Here is an 18,587-nt window from a genome sequence, read left to right as displayed (position 1 = left end):
TCCGAAGGGACTATCGAAGCAGAACGAGCCGCATGGTCTCCGTCTCGGCCGATGTTTGAATCCGCATCAGATAGATACCGGAGGAGACGTCCTTTCCTCTCTCATCTTTTCCGTTCCAGATCACGGAGTGTCTACCGGCGGATTCGTTTCCGTTCGACAAGGTTTTCACCCTTCTCCCGCTTACGGTGAAGATCTCCATCGTGACCGGCGAGCCCGACGGCAGCCCGTAGTGAATTGTGACGGTGGGATTGAAGGGATTCGGAGCGGTGTTGCAGTAGAAAGCCTTGGGAATGTCCGTTTCCGCATCCGCCGCCAGATTGGGAGCGCCGCGCATCACGCTGTTCAGCTCGAAGTTGCGGTCGGAGAGGACGATTTGCCGAAGCTGCGTTTGCTGAAGGGCGGATTCCGATCCCTGCAAGGCGACCTCCGCTAAAGTACCGCTCGGAGCGAGACCGACTTCTCCGAGTTGCGCTACCGTGATTCCTATGACGTGATCCGAAAGACGGACGACGTCGATCGGAAGATCGGCACGAATCATGTCGCCGGGTTGCCAGGACAACAATTCCGCCTTGGGATCGATGGAGAGTTCGATATAGGCGGAGCGGAGAGAACGACACGATTCGAGTTCGATCCGGAGCCGACCGTTCTCTGCGTCGACGACCAAATCGCCGGAGACGTCCAGATTTTCTCCGTCCTGGTGATTCACGATGCGGGGAGAAACGGCGTTCTTGGGATTTCCGGGACAGGTACACGTGACATGGGGTGAATACTTGAATGTGTCGAAATAGGTTACCGTTCCGGGAGTCTGTACGTGTTCGAAGTCGCCGCACCAACCGGTCCCCGCGCTGAGCAGCATTTGATACTTGAATGTGTCGAAATAGTCGACTGTTCCGTCTCCATTGATGTCGGGGCTGTTGATCAACACCGTGTCGGTGTCGTTGATCGCGCGTCCGCAAACGGTTGCGGTCGCAAAAATGTAACCGCAGCCGCCGATGGCGCTCACATCGATCCACGCGCGGCCGAGCGAGTCGGTGTCGGATGCCGGGTTGAGCGTGTCTCCCGCGCAGACATGAATCTGCGTATCAAAGGGATCGTACGAGAGCAGAATCCGTATGGAATCGGCCGGCACGCCGGCAATCGGGTCTCCCAGTTCCCCGTGAACGGTCACGGTCACTCGTATCGTATCTACTTTTATGCTGCCGGTGCCACCGCCCCCGGGGCAGACGAATACGCTGTCGTCATTGGATTGGGAAAGCCCGCCTGCGTGAGCGATTTCCACCGAGGACAAGTCGGGATCGCCGGTGTTAATTCCACGAACGTGGTAAAGGACATCCTGTCCCCCCGTGTATTCCAGTTCCCGCCAAAAGACGTGAACGTGGCCGTACCGATCGCAAACGATCCAATTCTCAAACGGATTGAATCCCGTTGTATCCGAGGAAGAGACTTCCACGACGTTGCTTCCATCGAAAGCTCCGCCGTAGTTCATCAGGTTGTACACGATGTTCTGGTCGGTCGATCCGGATAAATAGGAAGATCTCCAGATCATGTGAAGGTTGTCGTATTGATCGACTGCCATGCGAGACTGTTTGGCATTCGTCTTCGTCAAGTCGGAGTAGAAATCGATGGGAACGTTTGGATTCGTGCAAAGCTCCGGGACCCACTCGTCGGAGGCGAGCCCGGAGGAGTATGGATAGCTTAGAAAGCGGTGCTGCGGAGCCTTATAGGAAGGCAATATAGTAGAGTCCCCGGTGCTGTAGTCCTCACCGAATACTCGCCCGAACCAGGCGGAGTGAATGTTGGAATGCGAGTCCGAGATGATCTGCGGTTGGAGGTGTCTTAATGTTGTGAAAAGTCCCCCGGAACCGAGGCCGTCATCAGGCGTGGTGCCCGAGCCGACGGTGTCATCGCATATCACACAATAAAGAGTGTCGTTCTCGTAGTAGAATCCGCAACCTCCTTCCGAGCTGTCTCTCTGTCCGATTGTCTGGCTTAATAGCTCCTCAGAAGACCAGGTCCAGTCACTCGGATCTACATAAGGATCGATACTCGCGCTTTGATAAAAGATATGGTCCTCACCGAATAATGAAAAGGGCTGAGTGGAGTCGGTGTAGCTATAGCTGCAAGAAATGCAACAACCGGACCCCACAAAGCGATCATCGTCCCAGGCCATGTGGAGGACACTGTCGGAGGAAACGCAGATCCATGACGGACTCGCACCTCGACATTTGATTCCGAGAGAGTCACAGGCGACCGATTCCTTGACTGTTTGATTGCCGGTGACGCGAAAACCGGTGACGGGGGAGAAGGAACCGATGTTGAAATCGGCATCGAGACGCTCAATGAAAAGTTGACCTCCTGCGGCGCAAGTGCTGCAGCCGTCTATGTATAGCTTGGAATCCGTCGTAATATTGTCTTGGGAGGCCGAATCTCTGAGGTCGGACCAAAAAAGGATGATCCCCCCCATCGGGTCAATGGCGGGAGGGCCGAAGCCTGTGACCTTCGCCACACTCGTATCGCACAACGTAAGTGGATCTGAAGAAAGAGGCGGCTGCCAAATACCGGCTGCGGTTCTCCGGCGGTATAGGGGAAGTGTATGCCTTCGTGCTTGTACCATCGTGTCCGTTTCCATTGTGTCGATGTACCAATCCGATGCTCCCCAGCAAATGTGAAGATTGTAGCTGGAGTCCAGAGCGATCACGGGGAGGTCGTCGATTAAACCATTATCCGCCCAGAGGTCGGCCGTGTCGCACCAAACTCCCGCGCTGAAATCAAATCGGATATAACGGGCGTCGACGAGAGAATCCGCTCCGGTATGATAAACGAGGTGGATATCGTTCGCCGTATCGACAAGAGCCATTATGGTATAAGCCCTCCAGCCGCCAAGACCGGAAACGACCCACTCCGGCTCCTCGAATACGGGGAAATCTCCCGCGAGGGCGATGGGGGGGGTGAGTGCCAGCACGAGAAGTGCGAACGAAAGAAACGTTGCTCCCCTGAGCCCGAAGCCCTTTTTCATCGATAGCCTCCTTGGAAGATGTGGTGTGGATGGGGGCACATGCCCGTGCCGACTCGGAAATGGTGCAGAATGACGAAGACGCATAAACAACATACAACGATAGGTGTAAAATGGGTATGAGAAAGGTAATCGGAGAGAGAGTAAAATAATCAAATGTGATGTCAATAAAAATATATGGGGCACAGAATACAGTAAAAAGGAGATCCGAGAGTGTGATGGGGAACCGGCGCCTCCGCGCCGATCCTCCGTGGATTCGGTTCGGTGAGAGGAGGGACGGTCCGGCTTGCAGGGGGCGATGCAGAAATGGAAATGCCGGAGAAACCGGAAGGGAGTGTTCGGTTTGGCGGCGACGAGACACGGAGGCGTTTGTGTCCGGCGGGGATTACCGGAGAATTCGGATTGGTGGCCCGGAACGGCGTCGATCGGGCGGTTTCGTGCCGCGACACATGTAATTTACGGAATGTATATTGACGGAAAATAACATAGTGAAAATAGTGTAAACGGTGTGCATCTCGAAATGCATCCTCTTCCGTTTTTCCGGCTGTCTCGTTCCGCCAAGGAGGTGCGTTCATGCGCGTTGCGATCGTTGCTCTCGTGCTGCTTGTCATCGTTTCCTTTCCTCTGGCCCGCACGTGGCATGTCTCACCGGATGGAACGGGGGATGCGCCCACCATTCAGGCGGGAGTCGATTCGACGGCTCCCGGCGATACGATCCTGTTGGATGACGGCACCTTTATCGGAGATGGGAACCGGGAGATCCAGATCACGCAGACGGTGGTTCTCCGCTCCGAAAACGGTCCGGATTACACGACGCTCTATCTCGATGATCATCAGGGAGTGCATGTCACCGCGGCCGATGTCGTGGTCGAGGGGATCACATTCGAGGAAGGAGCTCCTGTGCATGTATTCGGAGGCGGGATTTATGTGCAGGGTCCCCGCATATCGGTCAGGAACTGCCGGTTCCAATACTGCTCCGGGGCGGGGAGCGGTATCTTGTTTTACTCGGGGGCGACGGGAGCGTGCGAGGTATTGAATTGCGCATTCCTGGAGAACAGCGGGGTGGACATTTGGGACTGGTCGGTCATGATCTATAATTATCCGGACTATGTCTTGTTCGACGGCTGCCTGTTCGCGAATAACGTCGGTTGTTCTCTGTGTTCCGACAGGTATGTATCGATCATCGTGCGGAACAGCACTTTCAACGGTAATCAGGGACTCGCCGGAGAGGGATCTGCGATCACTTGCGGCGGTCCGACGGAGATCGAGAACTGCATCATCGCTTATTCAACAGGAACGTCGTTGCCACCAATCTATAGCGGTCTTTCCTCTCCCGACCTGAGTATCCGATGCACGGACATCTTCGGGAATACCGCTGCCGGGCAAAGCGCCGATTGGGTCTGGGACGCCGATCCCTTCGATGGGATCGACGGAAATCTCTGCATGGATCCGCTTTTCTGCGGCGCGGCGTCCGGCGATTTCTCCCTTTACGGCAACTCCCCTTGCCTGCCGGAAAACCACCCGGACGGCCCGGGCTGCGGCGTGATCGGAGCGTACGGTGAAGGGTGCCCGGGATCGACACATACCGAGCAGACCAGCTGGGGCTCGTTGAAGTCTTTGTTCCGATAGGAAAAGGCGCAAGCGAGCCGGCCATAGAATGCCGGCCTTACAATCACGGATCGGCCCGGGCGCGACCCCTTCTCAGGGCTTCGCCGCCTTCCCCCAACTATCCTTCAGTGAAACGGTCCGGTTGAAGACGAGGCGGTCCGGCTTGGAGTCGGCCGCGTCGACGCAGAAGTAGCCGTGCCGGAGGAACTGGAAGCGCGCTCCCGGTTCGGCGGAGGCGAGTCCCGGCTCCACCTTGCAGCCGGTGAGCGTCTCGAGGGAATCCGGATTCAGGTTGACCGTGAAGTCCGCCCCCTCGGGCGCGTCCTCGGGGATCTCGTTCGGGTCGGGCGAGAGGAAGAGGTGGTCGTAGAGGCGGACATCCGCGTCCGCGGTGTGCGCCGCCGAGACCCAGTGCAGAGTGCCCCGCACCTTGCGGCCGTCCGGTGACTGGCCGCCCCGGCTCTCCGGATCGTACGAGCAGCGCAGCTCGACGACCTCGCCGGTCGCATCGTCCTTCACGACCTCTTTGCAGGTGATGAAATAGGCGTGCTTGAGGCGCACCTCTTTGCCCGGCGCGAGGCGGAACCACTTCTTGGGCGGATCCTCGAGAAAATCGTCCCGTTCGATCCAGATCTCCCGCGAGAAGGGGATGGTGCGCGAGCCGGCGCTTTCGTCCTCCGGGTTGTTGACCGCCTCGATCTCCTCGATCTTCCCCTCGGGATAATTTTCGATCACCACTTTCAGGGGGCGAAGGACCGCCATCACACGGTTCGCGCGGAGGTTCAGCTCTTCGCGGAGGGTGTGTTCCAAGAGGGCGATGTCGACGACGCTCTTCCTCTTGGCGAGACCGACGCGCGCGCAGAAGGCGCGGATCGACTCGGGCGTGTAGCCGCGGCGGCGGATCCCGGAGAGGGTGGGCATCCGCGGGTCGTCCCAGCCGCTCACCAGGCCGTCGCGCACCAGGCGGAGGAGTTTCCTTTTGGAGAGGACCATGTAGTTCAGGTTGAGGCGGGCGAACTCGATCTGCTGCGGGTGATGGACGCCGAGATGGTCCAGGCACCAGTCGTAGAGGGGGCGGTGCTCCTCGAACTCCAGAGTGCAGAGGGAGTGGGTGATCCCCTCGATGGAGTCGGACTGTCCGTGCGCCCAGTCGTAGGTCGGATAGATGCACCACGCGTCGCCGGTCCGGTGGTGCGTCGCGCGGACGATCCGGTAGAGGATCGGGTCGCGCATGTTCATGTTGCCGTGCGCCATGTCGATCTTGGCGCGGAGCGTCTTCGCGCCGTCCGGGAACTCGCCGGCGCGCATCCGCCGGAAGAGGTCGAGGTTCTCCTCGGGGGAGCGGTCGCGATAGGGGCTCGGGCGGCCCGGCTCGGTGAGTGTGCCGCGGTGCTCCCGGATCTCCTCCGCCGTCAGGTCGCAGACGAAGGCGTCCCCCTGGTGGATCAGCTTTTCCGCCCACGCGTAGAGCTGTTCGAAATAATCCGACGCGAAGTAGAGGCGGTCCTCCCAGTCGAAGCCGAGCCAGCGGATGTCCTCCTGGATGGAGCGGACGTACGCCTCTTCCTCCTTACTCGGGTTGGTGTCGTCCAAGCGGATATTGCAAAATCCGCCGAACTCCCGGGCGATCTCGAAGTTGAGGGAGATCGCCTTGGCGTGGCCGATGTGGAGGTAGCCGTTCGGCTCCGGCGGGAAACGGGTGTGGACGCGGTCGCGCTTCCCGGCGCGGAGGTCCTCCCGGATGATCTCGCGGATGAAATCGACCGGCTTGTCGTTGTCGGCGGCGGGGCCGCCGGCGGATTCGGGTTCCCGTTCCGGCTTCTCCATGGTCGTCCTCTTTGCTCGGCTCAGGCGTTCGGGATCGTCGACGAAAGGAGAATGCTAGCCCTTCGGGGCGGCTTTGTCCACAACGGGGAGGGGAGGGCGGGCGCCCGGCCTCGATGTCCGGGCCGGGCGCGCCGCGTGGATCGCGATTACAGATATTTCTCGGCGTAACGCTCGTGGACGAAGTCGATATCCTTGTCGCCGCGCCCGCTCAGATTGACCAGGATCGACTTCAGCGGGTTCTCCTTCGCCCAGCGGGTCGCGTAGGCGACGGCGTGGGCGCTCTCCAGCGCGGGGATGATCCCCTCGGTCCGGCTGAGCAGGTAGAACGCGTCGATCGCGTCGTCGTCGGTGCACGTCTCGTAGCGGACACGCTCCTCGTCCTTCAGGAAGCAGTGCTCAGGCCCCACGCCGGGATAGTCGAGCCCGCTCGCGATGGAGTAGACCGGCGCGGGGTTCCCGTCGTCGTCCTGGAGGAGGTAACACTTGAAGCCGTGGATGATCCCCTCTCTCCCGTAGGTGAGCGTGGCGGCGTGGTCGCCCGGCTTGAAGGAGCGGCCCGCCGGCTCCACGCCGATGATGGCGCAGTCGTCGTCCAGGAACGCGGAGAAGAGGCCGATGGCGTTGCTTCCGCCGCCCACGCAGGCGCAGACGGCGTCCGGCGTCTCGCCGGTCATCTCGTGGAACTGCTCCCGCGCCTCGATGCCGACGATCCTCTGGAACTCGCGCACCATCATCGGGAAGGGGTGGGGGCCGACGACGGAGCCGATGCAGTAGAGCGCCGTCTCCGGATCTTTCAGGTACGCCTCGAAGGCGGAGTCCACCGCTTCCTTGAGGGTGCCGAGGCCGTGGCTCACCGGGACCACCTTGGCGCCGAGGATCTGCATGCGGATGAAGTTGGGCTTCTCCTTCTCGATGTCCACGACGCCCATGTGGATCTCCGCTTCGAGACCGAAGTAGGCGGCGGCGGTGGCGACCGCCACGCCGTGCTGCCCGGCGCCGGTCTCGGCGATCAGTTTCTTTTTACCCATGAAGCGTGCGAGGAGCCCCTCGCCCATGCAGTGGTTCAGCTTGTGCGCGCCGGTGTGGTTGAGATCCTCCCGCTTGAGGTAGATCCGGCCGCCGCCGAAGCGGTCCGAGAGGCGCTCGGCGAAATAGATCGGCGTCGGGCGCCCCTGGTAGTGGCTCCGGATCGCCCGCAGTTCCGAGATGAACCGCGTCGACTTGCTGATCCGCCAGTAGGCGTCGGTGATCTGTTGAAACTGATCGATCAACTGCGGCGGCAGATACGCGCCTCCCCACGGACCGAAACAACCTTCCTTGTTCGGGTGACGCTTGAAGTAATTTCGTGTGTCCACTTGTTCCTCCGGGTAAGAACCGGCGCCGCGCGGGCGCCGGTCGGTTGCTCTCCTACGGTTTCCCAAGAGATCGACAGAAGGGGGGCGGAGCTTGACGGCGCGGGAAAGTGTTGGAAGGGAACGAGATGGGGCGGTGTCCACCCCCTACAATTCCGTCTGCTCTCTAAGGTGGACACACAGGGCGCCTCTCCCGCGTTCCGGTTACGGCTTCCAGTATGAGCGGCGGGGCGGACCCGGGGCTTCCGGATTCTCGCTAAAACGGAAACGCGTTGGAATTATGAGGGTTGTGGATCCCGTGCCGGACGAGAGGCGCGGTGGGGCGAAGCACCTGTTCCACGAAGTCGGGGGACCATCCCCCCGCGACGATTCGAGAGGATTCGGCGGGACGGCCGACGTCCGGGGTGGAGCGGCCGCCGGGAAATAACGGTGATTCCCGGCCGATTCTCTCACCCCAGCGCCACATCCAGGATCATCATCACGGTAAAGCCCGCCATGGTCGTTATGGTGACGAGATCGATGTTCGCTTCTTTTCTTTGAGATTCCGGGATCAGCTCTTCCACCACGACGAAAATCATCGCTCCGGCGGCGAAACAGAGGGCGTAGGGCAAAACGTTTTGCATATACAGCACAAACGCCGCGCCGCACAGTCCGGCGATCGGTTCCACCAGACCGGATGCCTGCCCCATGATGAAACTCTTGGTCCGGCTGATTCCTTCTCTTCGCAGCGGCAAAGAGACGGCCGCTCCTTCCGGGAAATTCTGGAGGCCGATTCCGATCGCGAGCGCGATGGCGCCGCCGATCGTGGCGGAAGAAAGACCGGCGGCCACCGCCCCGAAGGCGACCCCGACCGCGAGCCCTTCGGGGATGTTATGAAGTGTGATCGCCAGCACCAGCAGAGTGCTTCTCTGCCAGGACGTCTTGATTCCCTCGCGCTCTTTTGTGTCGAGGCCCAAATGAAGATGCGGCAGCAGGCGATCGGTCAGTCTCATGAAGAGCCCGCCGCCCATGAATCCGATCGCGGCGGTCAGCCAAGAAATATGACCGAGCTGTTCCGCCATCTCAATGCCCGGCGCGAGCAGCGACCAAAAACTCGCGGCGATCATCACGCCGGCGGCGAAGCCGAGCATGGAGTCCATGAGTTTGGGGTTGACCGTTTTCGTGAAGAAAACGAGCGATGCGCCCAGCGCGGTTACGCCGTACGTAAAGAGCGTGGCGATAAGAGCCTGCGTAATCGGATCGAATTGTTGAATGAAGTCGATCATGTCTTTTTCCCGCGTGAAGGAACGTTTCCTTCCCGAACGGAAAAACGCGCGCGGGAAGCGGACCGCTCGCGGCGCGACCGTCCTCCGGGAAAGAGACGGAGCGCGACGGCTTCCGCGGCGGGCCGTCCGGCGGCCGAAACGTCCGCGTCGCGACGAACCGCGAGAAACCCGCGGCCGCGTGCCCCGCGTTTGCTTCCGTGCCGGTTAAATGCTTGTCTTGGGCTTATTCTTCTTCTCTCTCTTCGCCTGTCGTTTTTCCTTCGGGTTCAGCTTGGCCTTCTTCTGTTGTTCTCTTTTACCCTTGTCCTTTTTCCCCGAATCTCCCACGACCGTTCCTCCTTGATCTTCCCGCGCCCGACAATCCCGATCAGTGAGCGGTGAGCGACGGCGAATCCGCCGCACCCGGTGGTTATACCACGATGTGCGGCGAGGGATCCATCTTCCCGTTTCACCTTTCCCGTGGCGTCCCTTTCGCCCCTGCCCGCCGGTGGATGAACGTGCGGATCAGGCGCGCAATTCGCCGTCGCCCGCGCCCGGCCTGTCAGGCGGTCTCCAACCGATTCGCCCATTTCCCGCGAAGGGCTTTCGTGCTCATCAGCGCGAAGCACGCCAGGCTCAGCAGGCAAATGAGATACACGGGAACGATGCTGCTGGTCTCGACTACCGTTCCGCCGGCGGAGCCATCGGGAGCGGTGGGTGGAACGGTGCCGGTGAAGCCGTGGAACCGATAAATCGAAACGCCCAGAGCAACTATGTCCAGGGCGAGGGCGACGAGGGCGCCGGTCCAACTCCAGCGCCTTCGCGTGAAGAGGCCGAGCCCGGCGACGATCTTGAGAATGGGCGCGAGAAGCTGACCCGCGAGCAGGATCGCGGCTCCGGTACCCGCGAAACCGGCAGCATGGCGAAACGCTTCCCCCATGTTCATGTAGGAAGATCCCAGGCCCACCAGGATCCAAGCGCCCGTTCCAATGAGAATCACCGCTATGATCCGGATCATTGACGACTCCTTCATGTGAGTTGTTCCCGGAATTTTCGCGAAGTGAACTTGATCGTTGAACGGATGTGTGGTGAGGGGGTGCCGACCGACATTCCGGAACGAAAGGTGGACATCGTTTCCTCCGGGGTCCCGCAAACGAGTCTCGGGAATCATGAGGGCCGAAGGCCATGATGTCAAAAGGATTAAGTCGAGAAACTCTTCCGAAAACGGATACGTCCCCGGCCTTTCCCGCAGAGAATCCGGGTTCGAAGGGGACGGGACCTGTTTCGCCGTTTTCAGTAAATCAGGAAAAGAGAAGAACGACTTTTCCTCTTTGTCGTCAAACCTGTCGGTTTCATGGAAGGGAAGAGATCGCGGGCGCAATGGGACGGGTGAGGCATGATATAATGTAAGCAACAAATTCGACATCATCGCTCGATCTCACCGGGAGGGTCGTATGCTTCGACGCCGTTCCTCATCCTTCCTCCTCATCGTGTTCCTTCTGTTCGTTGTCGTCGGAGAAGCGGCGCCGGACGCATCTTCTCTTCCTTCGATCGAGAAAAGAGAATCCGGTGCCGAAAACGCGCGCGTGATCGCGCCGGGCCGCGAGAGCGCGACGCGCCACGCGATGCCCGCGCCGGGCCTCATGGAAGGAGCGCGCCGCTCGCGGCTCACCTTCGGCTCCGCCGCGGGCAAGGACGCGCGCTATCCCGCGTTCGAGGACGTGGACATGCTCGCCGCCGGCGCGGAGAGCGCCCGCGACGCCGGCCCCGTCGATCCGGCCACGCGCGAGCGCCTCGCCGCGCTTACGCGTCTCACCGATCGCGACGGAGCGGCCTCCGCGCCCGACAAGCTCTCCCGCGGCGGGCGCGATCTCCCCTGGACGACGGACCGCCTCCTCGCCGACGCGACCCACATGGACGACGCCTACGTGTCGATCGCGGCGAGCCCGATCAGCGGCAACCTCTACGCCGTCTTCGAGGCGACCGACCTGGGCGGTACCGACCGGGACATCCACATCGCCCGGAGCACCGACGGCGGCCTCAACTGGAGCGTTTGGGAGATGCCCTCCTTCAGCCAGGACGAGTATCACCCCGAGCTGGCGATCGACACCCAGGGTTATCTCTTCGTCGCATGGATCCGCGAAGACGGCTACATCCTCCGCTCCCGCACCGAGAACCCGGACGACCCGACGCTCTGGTCGTGGGTGAAGGGATTGAACGTCGGCGAGACCTGCGCCACCACCGCCATCGACGCCGCCTGGGGCGGCTCCAACGCGCGCGTCTTCATCGCCGCCGCCTGGTACACCATCAACTACGACCTCTACGCCTACGAGTGGACCCTCATCTGGATGTACAGCGACGACGGCGGCGAGACGGTCGAATTCGACTACTTCCTTCCCGACGGCTACAACGACTACTGGCCGGACGTGGCGATCAAAAACCGCGATGTCTGGTTCATCAACGCCGAGCAGGACTACTACACCGGCGAGGTCGAGATCCTCGTCGCGGCCGACCAGATGGACGGCGGCTTCATTAACCCGATGAGCCTCTCCGACTGGACGATCAACGACTGCCGCTTCCCCGCGATCACCAACGCCGGCGACGACGTCTTCATGGTCTTCCAGCACGACTACGACGACTTTCAGGGAACCGCCGACGGCGACGTGGTCTACTGCGTCTCCTGGGACGGCCTCGCCAACGTCTACGGCCCCTACGACATGGTGGCGGACGAGTACGAGAGCGTCGGCCCGGCGATCTACGCCAAGGACGGCGTGGTCGGCTGCCTCTGGTTCGACGCGCCTCCCGGCGGCGACGAGTTCTACATCGTCGCGCGCCAGGCCGGAGGCGACGGCCACCCGGACCTGTGGGGCCAGATCGAACAAGCCTCCGAACACCCCTACGCCGACCCAGTCTTCCACAACGCTTATGGCGTAAAGGATGACGCCCTTCTCCGCGCCGCCTGGATCGACCGCCGCGACTACCCGACCCAGGGGCTCAACGTGTACACCTGCGAGCGCCCCACCGAGGCGAACCTCGCCCCCTTCGTTCCCGACGGATGGGAAGCGCCGCTCGTCGCCAACTGGATCCCCGGCGAGAAGACGAACGGCCCCCTCGCCGCGGGCGACACCAACTTCGTAAGCTTCGCCTTTATCAACAACGGTCTCACCGACATCACCGCCGACTTCCGCGTGCGCCTCCTCCTGGACGGCGACGAGGAAGCCGCCTGGGTCCTCTCCGGCGGGCTCCCGATCACCACCTACGTCGCCGTCGAGGATCATCCGGTCTTCCTGGGCGCCGGCCCGCACGCGATCGGTTTCGAGCTGGACGTCCTCGCCGAGGTGGACGAGAGCGACGAGACGGACAACGTATTCGCCGACACGTTCACCACCGTGACCGGCGCGCCGTCGCTCCGCTTCCATCCCGATGCGGTGACGGTCTTTTTGGACGAGCCGGCGCCGGCGCGCGACGAGGCGCTCCGCATCGCCGCCGAAGCGCCCGTCGAACGGATCACTTACATGCAAACGATCGACCCGCGCCTCGATGCGGCGCTCGGCAAGGCGGCGGCGCGGGAGCGTCTCCCCGTGATGATCGTCCCCGCCGAGAGGGTCGACGCGCAGGCGCTCGGAGCGCTTCTCCGCGGCGCGTCCCCCGACGACCGCCGCGACGCGGTCCGCGCCGCGCTGCACGACGAATCGCGCGCGACCCGCGCCCTCCTCGCGCCCTCTTGGGACCGCTCCGTCCGGGAAGGGCACATGTCCGAGCCGCGCGAACGATGGCTTCTCGGCGCATTCCGCGCCGAGATGGACGCCGAAGCGATCCGCCGCCTCGCCGGGTCGCCCGACGTGGCCCGCCTCTGGCTCGACGATCGCCTCTCGCAGACCTTCGCCGCTTCCGCCTCGGAACCGGCGGACGCCCTCGCCGCGCCGGGCGTGCCCGCGCCCCCGGCGACGACCGGCGCGCGCGCCCTCGCCTGGCATCTCCCCAAGATCGGCGCCGATGACGCCTGGACGGCCGGCTATGACGGGAGCGGCATTCTCGTCGGGCACCTCGACACCGGCGTCGCCTACGACCACCCGGACCTCGCGGGACAAATGTGGAACGGCGGCGCCTCCTATCCCCATCACGGCTGGGACGCCGCGGACGACGACAACGACCCCTACGACGGCGACTCCCCCGACTACCACGGAACGCACACCGCCGGCCTCGTCGTCGGCGACGGGACGATGGGGACCGCCACCGGCGCCGCGCCGGGCGCGACGATCATGGCGCTCCGCTGCGTTCCCGGCTCCTACGACGATCTGGTCGAGTCGCTGGAGTTCGGCTTCGAGCACGGGGCTCAGCTCTTCACCTTTTCCGCCGGTTGGATGCAAGCGCCGGAAGACGTGCGCGAAGCGAGCCGGCACAACGCCGAGGTTCTCCAGGCCGCGGGCATCCTCTGGATCGCCGCCGCCGGAAACGGCGACAACGTGGGCGGCCACTACGCCGCTCCCTACGACATCGCCGATCCGGGCGACTGCCCCAACCCCTACTACGGCGCGGCGGGGCGCTCCGGCGTGATCACCGTCGGCGCCACGACGTCGATGAACGGCGTCTACGCCTACTCCAGCTACGGCCCGACGGAATGGGACTTCACCACCGCCGAGAGCGAATACGACGACTACCCCTGGCCGCCGGGACTGATGAAGCCGGACATCGCCGCGCCGGGCGTGAACGTGACGAGCACCACGCCGCCGAACACGTACATCGCATACGAAGGCACCAGCATGGCGACTCCCCTCGTGGCGGGCGCCTGCGCGATCCTTCTGCAGGCGGCGCCGGCGTCGATGCCGGAGGAGATCGCCGAGGCGATCGAGACGGGCGCACTCGACCTGACCGCCTCCCCCGCCTCGCCGGGCCGGGACAACTACACCGGCGCGGGACTTCTGGACATCCCCGCCTCGCTGGACGGTCTCCCGACGGCGACGACGGAATTCATTTATGTGTGCAACGACGGGGCGCTCCCCCTCGTGGTGGACACGGTTTCCTGGAACGCCGCGTGGCTCACCGTGAGCCCCGCCGCGGGCGGGCGGGTCGATCCGGGCGATTCCCTCCGTTTCGCCTGCCGGATCGAGCCGGCGGGCCTCGGCTACGGCGTCCACGCCGACGAGGCGCTCTTCGCGGGGAACGATCCCGCTTCGCCGCGCGCGCTCCCGGTTACGCTCGTGATCGGCGACGCCACGCGCGTCGGCGGGTCACCCGCACCGCGGCCGCCGTCCGCGTCTCTTCGAAACACGCCCAACCCCTTCAACCCGCGCACGGTGATCCGCTTCGACAATCCGGTCCGCGGGCGGGTGAGGCTCACGCTCTACACCGCCTCCGGACGGGAGGTCCGCCGCCTCGTCGACGGCACGATGGACGCGGGGAGCCATGAAGCGGTTTGGGACGGCCGGGACGACGGGGGCCGGTCCCTCGCGAGCGGTGTTTATCTCGCCCGCCTCGAAACGGCGGAAGGGGAAACGCGCGCCCGAAAGATGACCCTGGTGAGATAACTGGTGAGATAAATAAACAAGGGGCGGTGACCGCTCTTCCCGCGACCGGGAAAACCGAGACCGCCCCCATGACCACAAAAAAGAACGCCGGACGGGGGGAGCTCGTCCGGCGTTCGGCGTGACGGGCGACCGAGCCCGCCGCGATGTTTCGTTAGTCCCGGACGCCGACCACACCGCTCCCGGTGAAAGGCTCGCCGTCCACGGTCAGGCCGATGAGGGTCAGCGTGGCCTCGGGCGGCGACACGAGCGCTTCGATCTCGTTCTCGTCGAACTTGGCGACCAGGTTCCCGCGGGCGTCCGCCTTCGTGTAGAGCGCCGGAACGCCGGAGAGCTCGACCGAGAAAGTGTCGACGCGGCTGAGGGGAATGTCCGCGTGCACGGTGATCTCGCCCCCCTGCACGGTGTCCAGCTGCAGCACCGACGGGGCGATCCGAATCGTGACATCCGTCGCGCTTCCCCTGCCGATCGCGGAACCGCTGATGACGAGAGCGAGCACCAGAACGAGGCCGCCGACGATCCTGTTCGTGTTCTTCATTTTTTTATCTTCTCCTTGGGTAGAAGTGTCGGGTCGCGCGGATCGAGAGGGGGGCGCCCCCGCTTGCGCTTTTCCTGCCTGTATCCCCTCACGAGAGCCGCGCTTCCCGTTGTTGATCTTCAAGGAGAGCAACGCCCGTGCCAGAACCGTGCGCGCGGGAGTGCGGCGCTAACTACCATTCAAGCAATGTGTTGTGGGTTGGTGTTCGGTGGGGCGCCCGCGCCGCCGCCGCACAATTCCGTACGAAGGGGGTTCGGGATGAACGAATTGGAGCGGTAAGGGGGGGGCGGGCGGGTGCGCCGCGCAATCACTCACGCCGCCGCCGCGCCGGGGTCAGTTGAAGAGGATGATGATGAAGTCGCCGTCCCGGACGACGTACTCCTTCCCCTCGGTCCGGATCTTCCCCTTCTCCCGCGCCCCTTTCTCGCCGCCGAGGGCGATGAGGTCGTCCACGGGGATCACCTCGGCGCGGATGAATCCCTTCTCCATGTCGGAGTGGATTTTTCCCGCCGCGACCGGGGCGTGGCTCCCGCGGCGCACGGTCCATGCGTGACAGTCCCTCTCGCCGCCGGTGAAGAAGGAGATCAGGTCGAGCGAGTCGAAGGCGGCCCGTATGAAGCGTTCCCTTCCGCCCCCCTCGATGTCGAAGCTCTCGTAGAACTCGGCCCTCTCCTCCTCCGCCAGGTCGAGCACCTCCCGTTCGAGGAGCGCGTTCATCGAGAGGAGGGGGGCGCCCATGTGCTCGGCGCGCGCGCGGAGCGCTTCCGGCTCCTCCGGTGACGCGCCGTCGCCGGTGTTGCGCAGAAGGATCATCGCCTTCCGGGTGAGGAAGCCGTAATTGGAGATCGTCTTCTCCTCGTCCCGGGTGAGGTCGAGGGAATAGAGGCGCCGCTCCGATTCGAGGCAGTCGCGGGCGCGCGCGAAGAGGTCGTACTCGCGTTGCTTGGCCGGGTCGCCCCCCTTCTTCTCTTTCTCGAGGCGCTCCAGCTTCTTCTCCACCGTGGCGAGGTCGGCCACGATCAGATCGGAGCGGATTTCATCGAGGTCGGCGAGGGGGTCGACGCGGCCGCCCGGCGCCGGGACGATCTCCGACTCGAAATCGCGGAGGACGAGCACCAGGGCGTCCGCGTCCCGGAGATGGGGAAGAAGCTCCTCGGCGCGCTCGCCGGAACGGTCCGCGCCGGGGAGGCCGCCCGGATCGACGAAGGCGATCTCGACGGGGGTGATCTTCTTGGGGCGGTAGAAGGCGGCGAGGCGGTCCAGCCGGTCGTCGGGGACTTTCACCACCGCCAGGTTCGCCCGGCGCTTGCCGGAGCCGAAGGGGGTGGTGTCCGCCGTCCCTCCGGTCAACAGGTTGAAGAGGCTTGTCTTCCCGCTCGAGGGAAGGCCCAGAATACCGAGCTTCATGGCGCTTCGTCTCCTTATCCAGCGGGGAGTATAACGGAAAGCGAAGGGTCGGCGGAGGGTGGTGGGGAAAAAAATGAAGCCCGGACGACGGCAGAAGGATGAAGGTGGAGAAGATAGCCATCGTCCGGGCGTGGAATCGTCTCACGACGATTCTCCCTAAGTATCGTTCCCGGCCGCCATTCCTTTAGGGGGAAACGGGGGGGAAGAGCGCCGCCGGTTGCGCCGCCCCTCCCCCGGGGGGTAAGATCGGGTTTACGGAGCGAGAACGGCAATCTTTCCCGCATAGAAAAGGAGTATCCCCATGATGGAAAAGGTCATCCGTCACCTGGAGGACGGCAGGCAGCGGGCGGTGGACGAGCTGATCGAATGGCTGAAGATACCGAGCGTTTCGGCCGCCACGGAGCACAAGGGGGACATCCGGAAGGCCGCCGAGTGGCTCCGGGACAAGCTGATCGCCGCCGGCGTGCAGGCGGAGCTGAAGGAGACGAAGGGGAACCCGGTGGTTTGCGGCCAGCGACTCGACGCGCCGGGCGCGCCGACGGTGCTGGTCTACGGCCATTACGACGTGCAGCCCCCGGATCCGCTGGACGAGTGGAAGAGCCCCCCCTTCGAGCCGGTCGTCCGGGAGGGGAAGGTCTACGCCCGCGGCGCTTCCGACGACAAGGGGCAGCTCTTCACGCACGTCAAGGCGGTGGAGGCGTGGCTCGCCGAGGCGGGCTCGCTCCCGATCAACATGAAGTTCATCTTCGAGGGGGAGGAGGAGGTCAGCTCGGTCAGCCTCCCCGGTTTCCTCGAGGAGAACAAGGAGATGCTCGCCTGCGACGTGGTCCTCATCTCGGACAGCGGGCAGTACGGACCGGGGATGCCGGCGATCACTTACGGTCTGAAGGGTCTCACCTATCTGGAGATCCGGATCGAGGGGCCCTCGGCGGACCTGCACTCGGGGAGTTTCGGCGGCACGGTGGCGAACCCGGTGAATGAACTCGCGCGGATCATCGGCAGCATGCACGACGACGACTATAAGGTCGCCATCCCCGGTTTCTACGACGACGTGGTGGACGTGCGGGGTTGGGAGAGGACCGCCTTCGCCGAGCTTCCCTTCGACGAGGAGGAATACCGGGAGATAACCGGGTCCCCGGCCCTGGCTGGCGAGGAGGGGTACACCACGCTGGAGCGGCGTTGGGCGCGCCCCACGCTGGACGTGAACGGGATCTGGGGAGGCTATCAGGGGGAAGGGGCGAAGACGATCATTCCCGCGCGGGCCGGCGCGAAGGTGAGCATGCGGCTCGTGCCGAAACAGGACCCGGAGAGGATCACGAAGCTCTTCGAGGACTACGTTCGCTCCATCGCCCCCGATTCGGTGCGCGTCGAGGTGGTTCCCATGCACGGCGGCAAGCCCTTCCTGCTCGACCCCAAGTCGGTCTATTTCGAGAAGGCGGCGGAGGCGCTGGAGCTGGGCTTCGGCGTGAAACCGGTGTTCATTCGCGAGGGGGGATCGATCCCGATCACCCAGACGTTCCAGGAGATCCTCGGCGCGGACTCTCTCCTCCTCGGATGGGGGCAGGACGACGACCGCATCCACTCGCCGAACGAGAAGTTCGATCTGGGAGACTTTCACCGGGGCGCGCTGGCGAGCGCGCATCTGATCGGGCTTTTGGGGGTGAAGTAAACGGCTGAAGGATCGAAAACGGAAACGCACGTAAGGCGCCACGGGTCCCGGTCCGTGGCGCCTTATTAGCATCGCTATCGGTATCGAAATCGAAATCGAAATCTAGTTTCCCTTCCCCCGCCGGCCTTCCCTTCGGGGCACGGTCCGGATGCTTCCGCATCCTCCCTCTTCTCGCTCGCCGACCCACCTTCGCCCGCCCCGTTAAAGCTCGACAGATTCATTTCTCCACTCGACGGAGGCGGGCTCCGGTGGGTGCCCGGCGAGTCGAGACGGCCCCGAGAGGGAGCCCGGCGGCGGAAGGGGGCGACTCGTGCCGTTTCATTCCGTACGCGTCCCCGTGCTCGAAGCGCGATCGAAGTCCAAATCATTTTCTCCCTCTCCCGCTTGCGGGAGAGGGTGGGGGT

The 18,587-nt window shown here is 63.4% G+C and carries 10 protein-coding genes; 3 read left to right on the top strand and 7 right to left on the bottom strand.

All coding sequences use genetic code 11. From position 1 onward, the window contains the following. Window positions 1-10: 10 nt before the first annotated feature. Complete coding sequence (locus JW958_04255) at window positions 11-3,016, bottom strand: T9SS type A sorting domain-containing protein (protein ID MBN1825457.1); 3,006 nt, start codon at window positions 3,014-3,016, stop codon at window positions 11-13. A 570-nt stretch (window positions 3,017-3,586) separates the two neighbouring features. Between JW958_04255 and JW958_04250 the strand changes: the two genes are divergently transcribed. Beyond that, window positions 3,587-4,642, top strand: coding sequence for a hypothetical protein (locus JW958_04250; GenBank protein MBN1825456.1), 1,056 nt, complete (start codon window positions 3,587-3,589; stop codon window positions 4,640-4,642). Window positions 4,643-4,714: 72 nt separating this feature from the next. On the opposite strand, the gene JW958_04245 is transcribed toward JW958_04250, so the two are convergent. The 4 genes from JW958_04245 to JW958_04230 form a co-directional block, all read right to left on the bottom strand. Continuing rightward, window positions 4,715-6,448, bottom strand: coding sequence for a glutamine--tRNA ligase/YqeY domain fusion protein (locus tag JW958_04245; protein ID MBN1825455.1), 1,734 nt, complete (start codon window positions 6,446-6,448; stop codon window positions 4,715-4,717). 146 nt (window positions 6,449-6,594) lie between these two features. Further along, entirely contained in the window at window positions 6,595-7,803 is a 1,209-nt protein-coding gene (trpB, locus tag JW958_04240; protein ID MBN1825454.1) for a tryptophan synthase subunit beta, read from the bottom strand. A 446-nt stretch (window positions 7,804-8,249) separates the two neighbouring features. Continuing rightward, window positions 8,250-9,065: a ZIP family metal transporter gene (locus tag JW958_04235; GenBank protein MBN1825453.1), complete on the bottom strand. Its 816-nt coding sequence runs from the start codon at window positions 9,063-9,065 to the stop codon at window positions 8,250-8,252. Between the two features lie 541 nt (window positions 9,066-9,606). Beyond that, a complete protein-coding gene (locus tag JW958_04230) occupies window positions 9,607-10,062 on the bottom strand; it encodes a hypothetical protein (protein MBN1825452.1) in 456 nt (151 codons plus the stop codon). Window positions 10,063-10,498: 436 nt separating this feature from the next. On the opposite strand from JW958_04230, the gene JW958_04225 reads away from it, so the two are divergent. Beyond that, on the top strand, window positions 10,499-14,572 hold the full coding sequence (locus JW958_04225; protein MBN1825451.1) for a S8 family serine peptidase: 4,074 nt from the start codon (window positions 10,499-10,501) through the stop codon (window positions 14,570-14,572). Between the two features lie 151 nt (window positions 14,573-14,723). Here JW958_04225 and JW958_04220 read toward each other — a convergent pair whose 3' ends face one another. Further along, the gene (locus tag JW958_04220) at window positions 14,724-15,107 is read right to left on the bottom strand and encodes a hypothetical protein (GenBank protein ID MBN1825450.1); all 384 of its coding nucleotides are present in this window, start codon (window positions 15,105-15,107) and stop codon (window positions 14,724-14,726) included. A 333-nt stretch (window positions 15,108-15,440) separates the two neighbouring features. Then, window positions 15,441-16,514 (bottom strand): redox-regulated ATPase YchF, encoded by a 1,074-nt coding sequence (gene ychF, locus JW958_04215; GenBank protein ID MBN1825449.1) that lies wholly within the window; start codon window positions 16,512-16,514, stop codon window positions 15,441-15,443. 301 nt (window positions 16,515-16,815) lie between these two features. Between ychF and JW958_04210 the strand changes: the two genes are divergently transcribed. After that, window positions 16,816-18,183 (top strand): dipeptidase, encoded by a 1,368-nt coding sequence (locus JW958_04210; GenBank protein ID MBN1825448.1) that lies wholly within the window; start codon window positions 16,816-16,818, stop codon window positions 18,181-18,183. Window positions 18,184-18,587: the final 404 nt, after the last annotated feature.

It is taken from the genome of Candidatus Eisenbacteria bacterium, assembly GCA_016930695.1.
Classification (GTDB): Bacteria; Orphanbacterota; Orphanbacteria; order Orphanbacterales; family Orphanbacteraceae; genus JAFGGD01.
The sequence above is the reverse complement of the archived record's forward strand: the minus strand, read 5'-3'. Positions and strand labels throughout refer to the sequence as shown.

What these genes read in the sequence shown, in the direction of transcription:
- JW958_04220 (MBN1825450.1), bottom strand. Translation starts at nt 15,107, where the DNA reads ATGAAGAACACGAACAGGATCGTCGGCGGCCTCGTTCTGGTGCTCGCT.
- JW958_04245 (MBN1825455.1), bottom strand. Translation starts at nt 6,448, where the DNA reads ATGGAGAAGCCGGAACGGGAACCCGAATCCGCCGGCGGCCCCGCCGCC.
- JW958_04225 (MBN1825451.1), top strand. Translation starts at nt 10,499, where the DNA reads ATGCTTCGACGCCGTTCCTCATCCTTCCTCCTCATCGTGTTCCTTCTG.
- ychF (MBN1825449.1), bottom strand. Translation starts at nt 16,514, where the DNA reads ATGAAGCTCGGTATTCTGGGCCTTCCCTCGAGCGGGAAGACAAGCCTC.
- JW958_04250 (MBN1825456.1), top strand. Translation starts at nt 3,587, where the DNA reads ATGCGCGTTGCGATCGTTGCTCTCGTGCTGCTTGTCATCGTTTCCTTT.
- JW958_04255 (MBN1825457.1), bottom strand. Translation starts at nt 3,016, where the DNA reads ATGAAAAAGGGCTTCGGGCTCAGGGGAGCAACGTTTCTTTCGTTCGCA.
- JW958_04230 (MBN1825452.1), bottom strand. Translation starts at nt 10,062, where the DNA reads ATGATCCGGATCATAGCGGTGATTCTCATTGGAACGGGCGCTTGGATC.
- JW958_04235 (MBN1825453.1), bottom strand. Translation starts at nt 9,065, where the DNA reads ATGATCGACTTCATTCAACAATTCGATCCGATTACGCAGGCTCTTATC.
- JW958_04210 (MBN1825448.1), top strand. Translation starts at nt 16,816, where the DNA reads ATGATGGAAAAGGTCATCCGTCACCTGGAGGACGGCAGGCAGCGGGCG.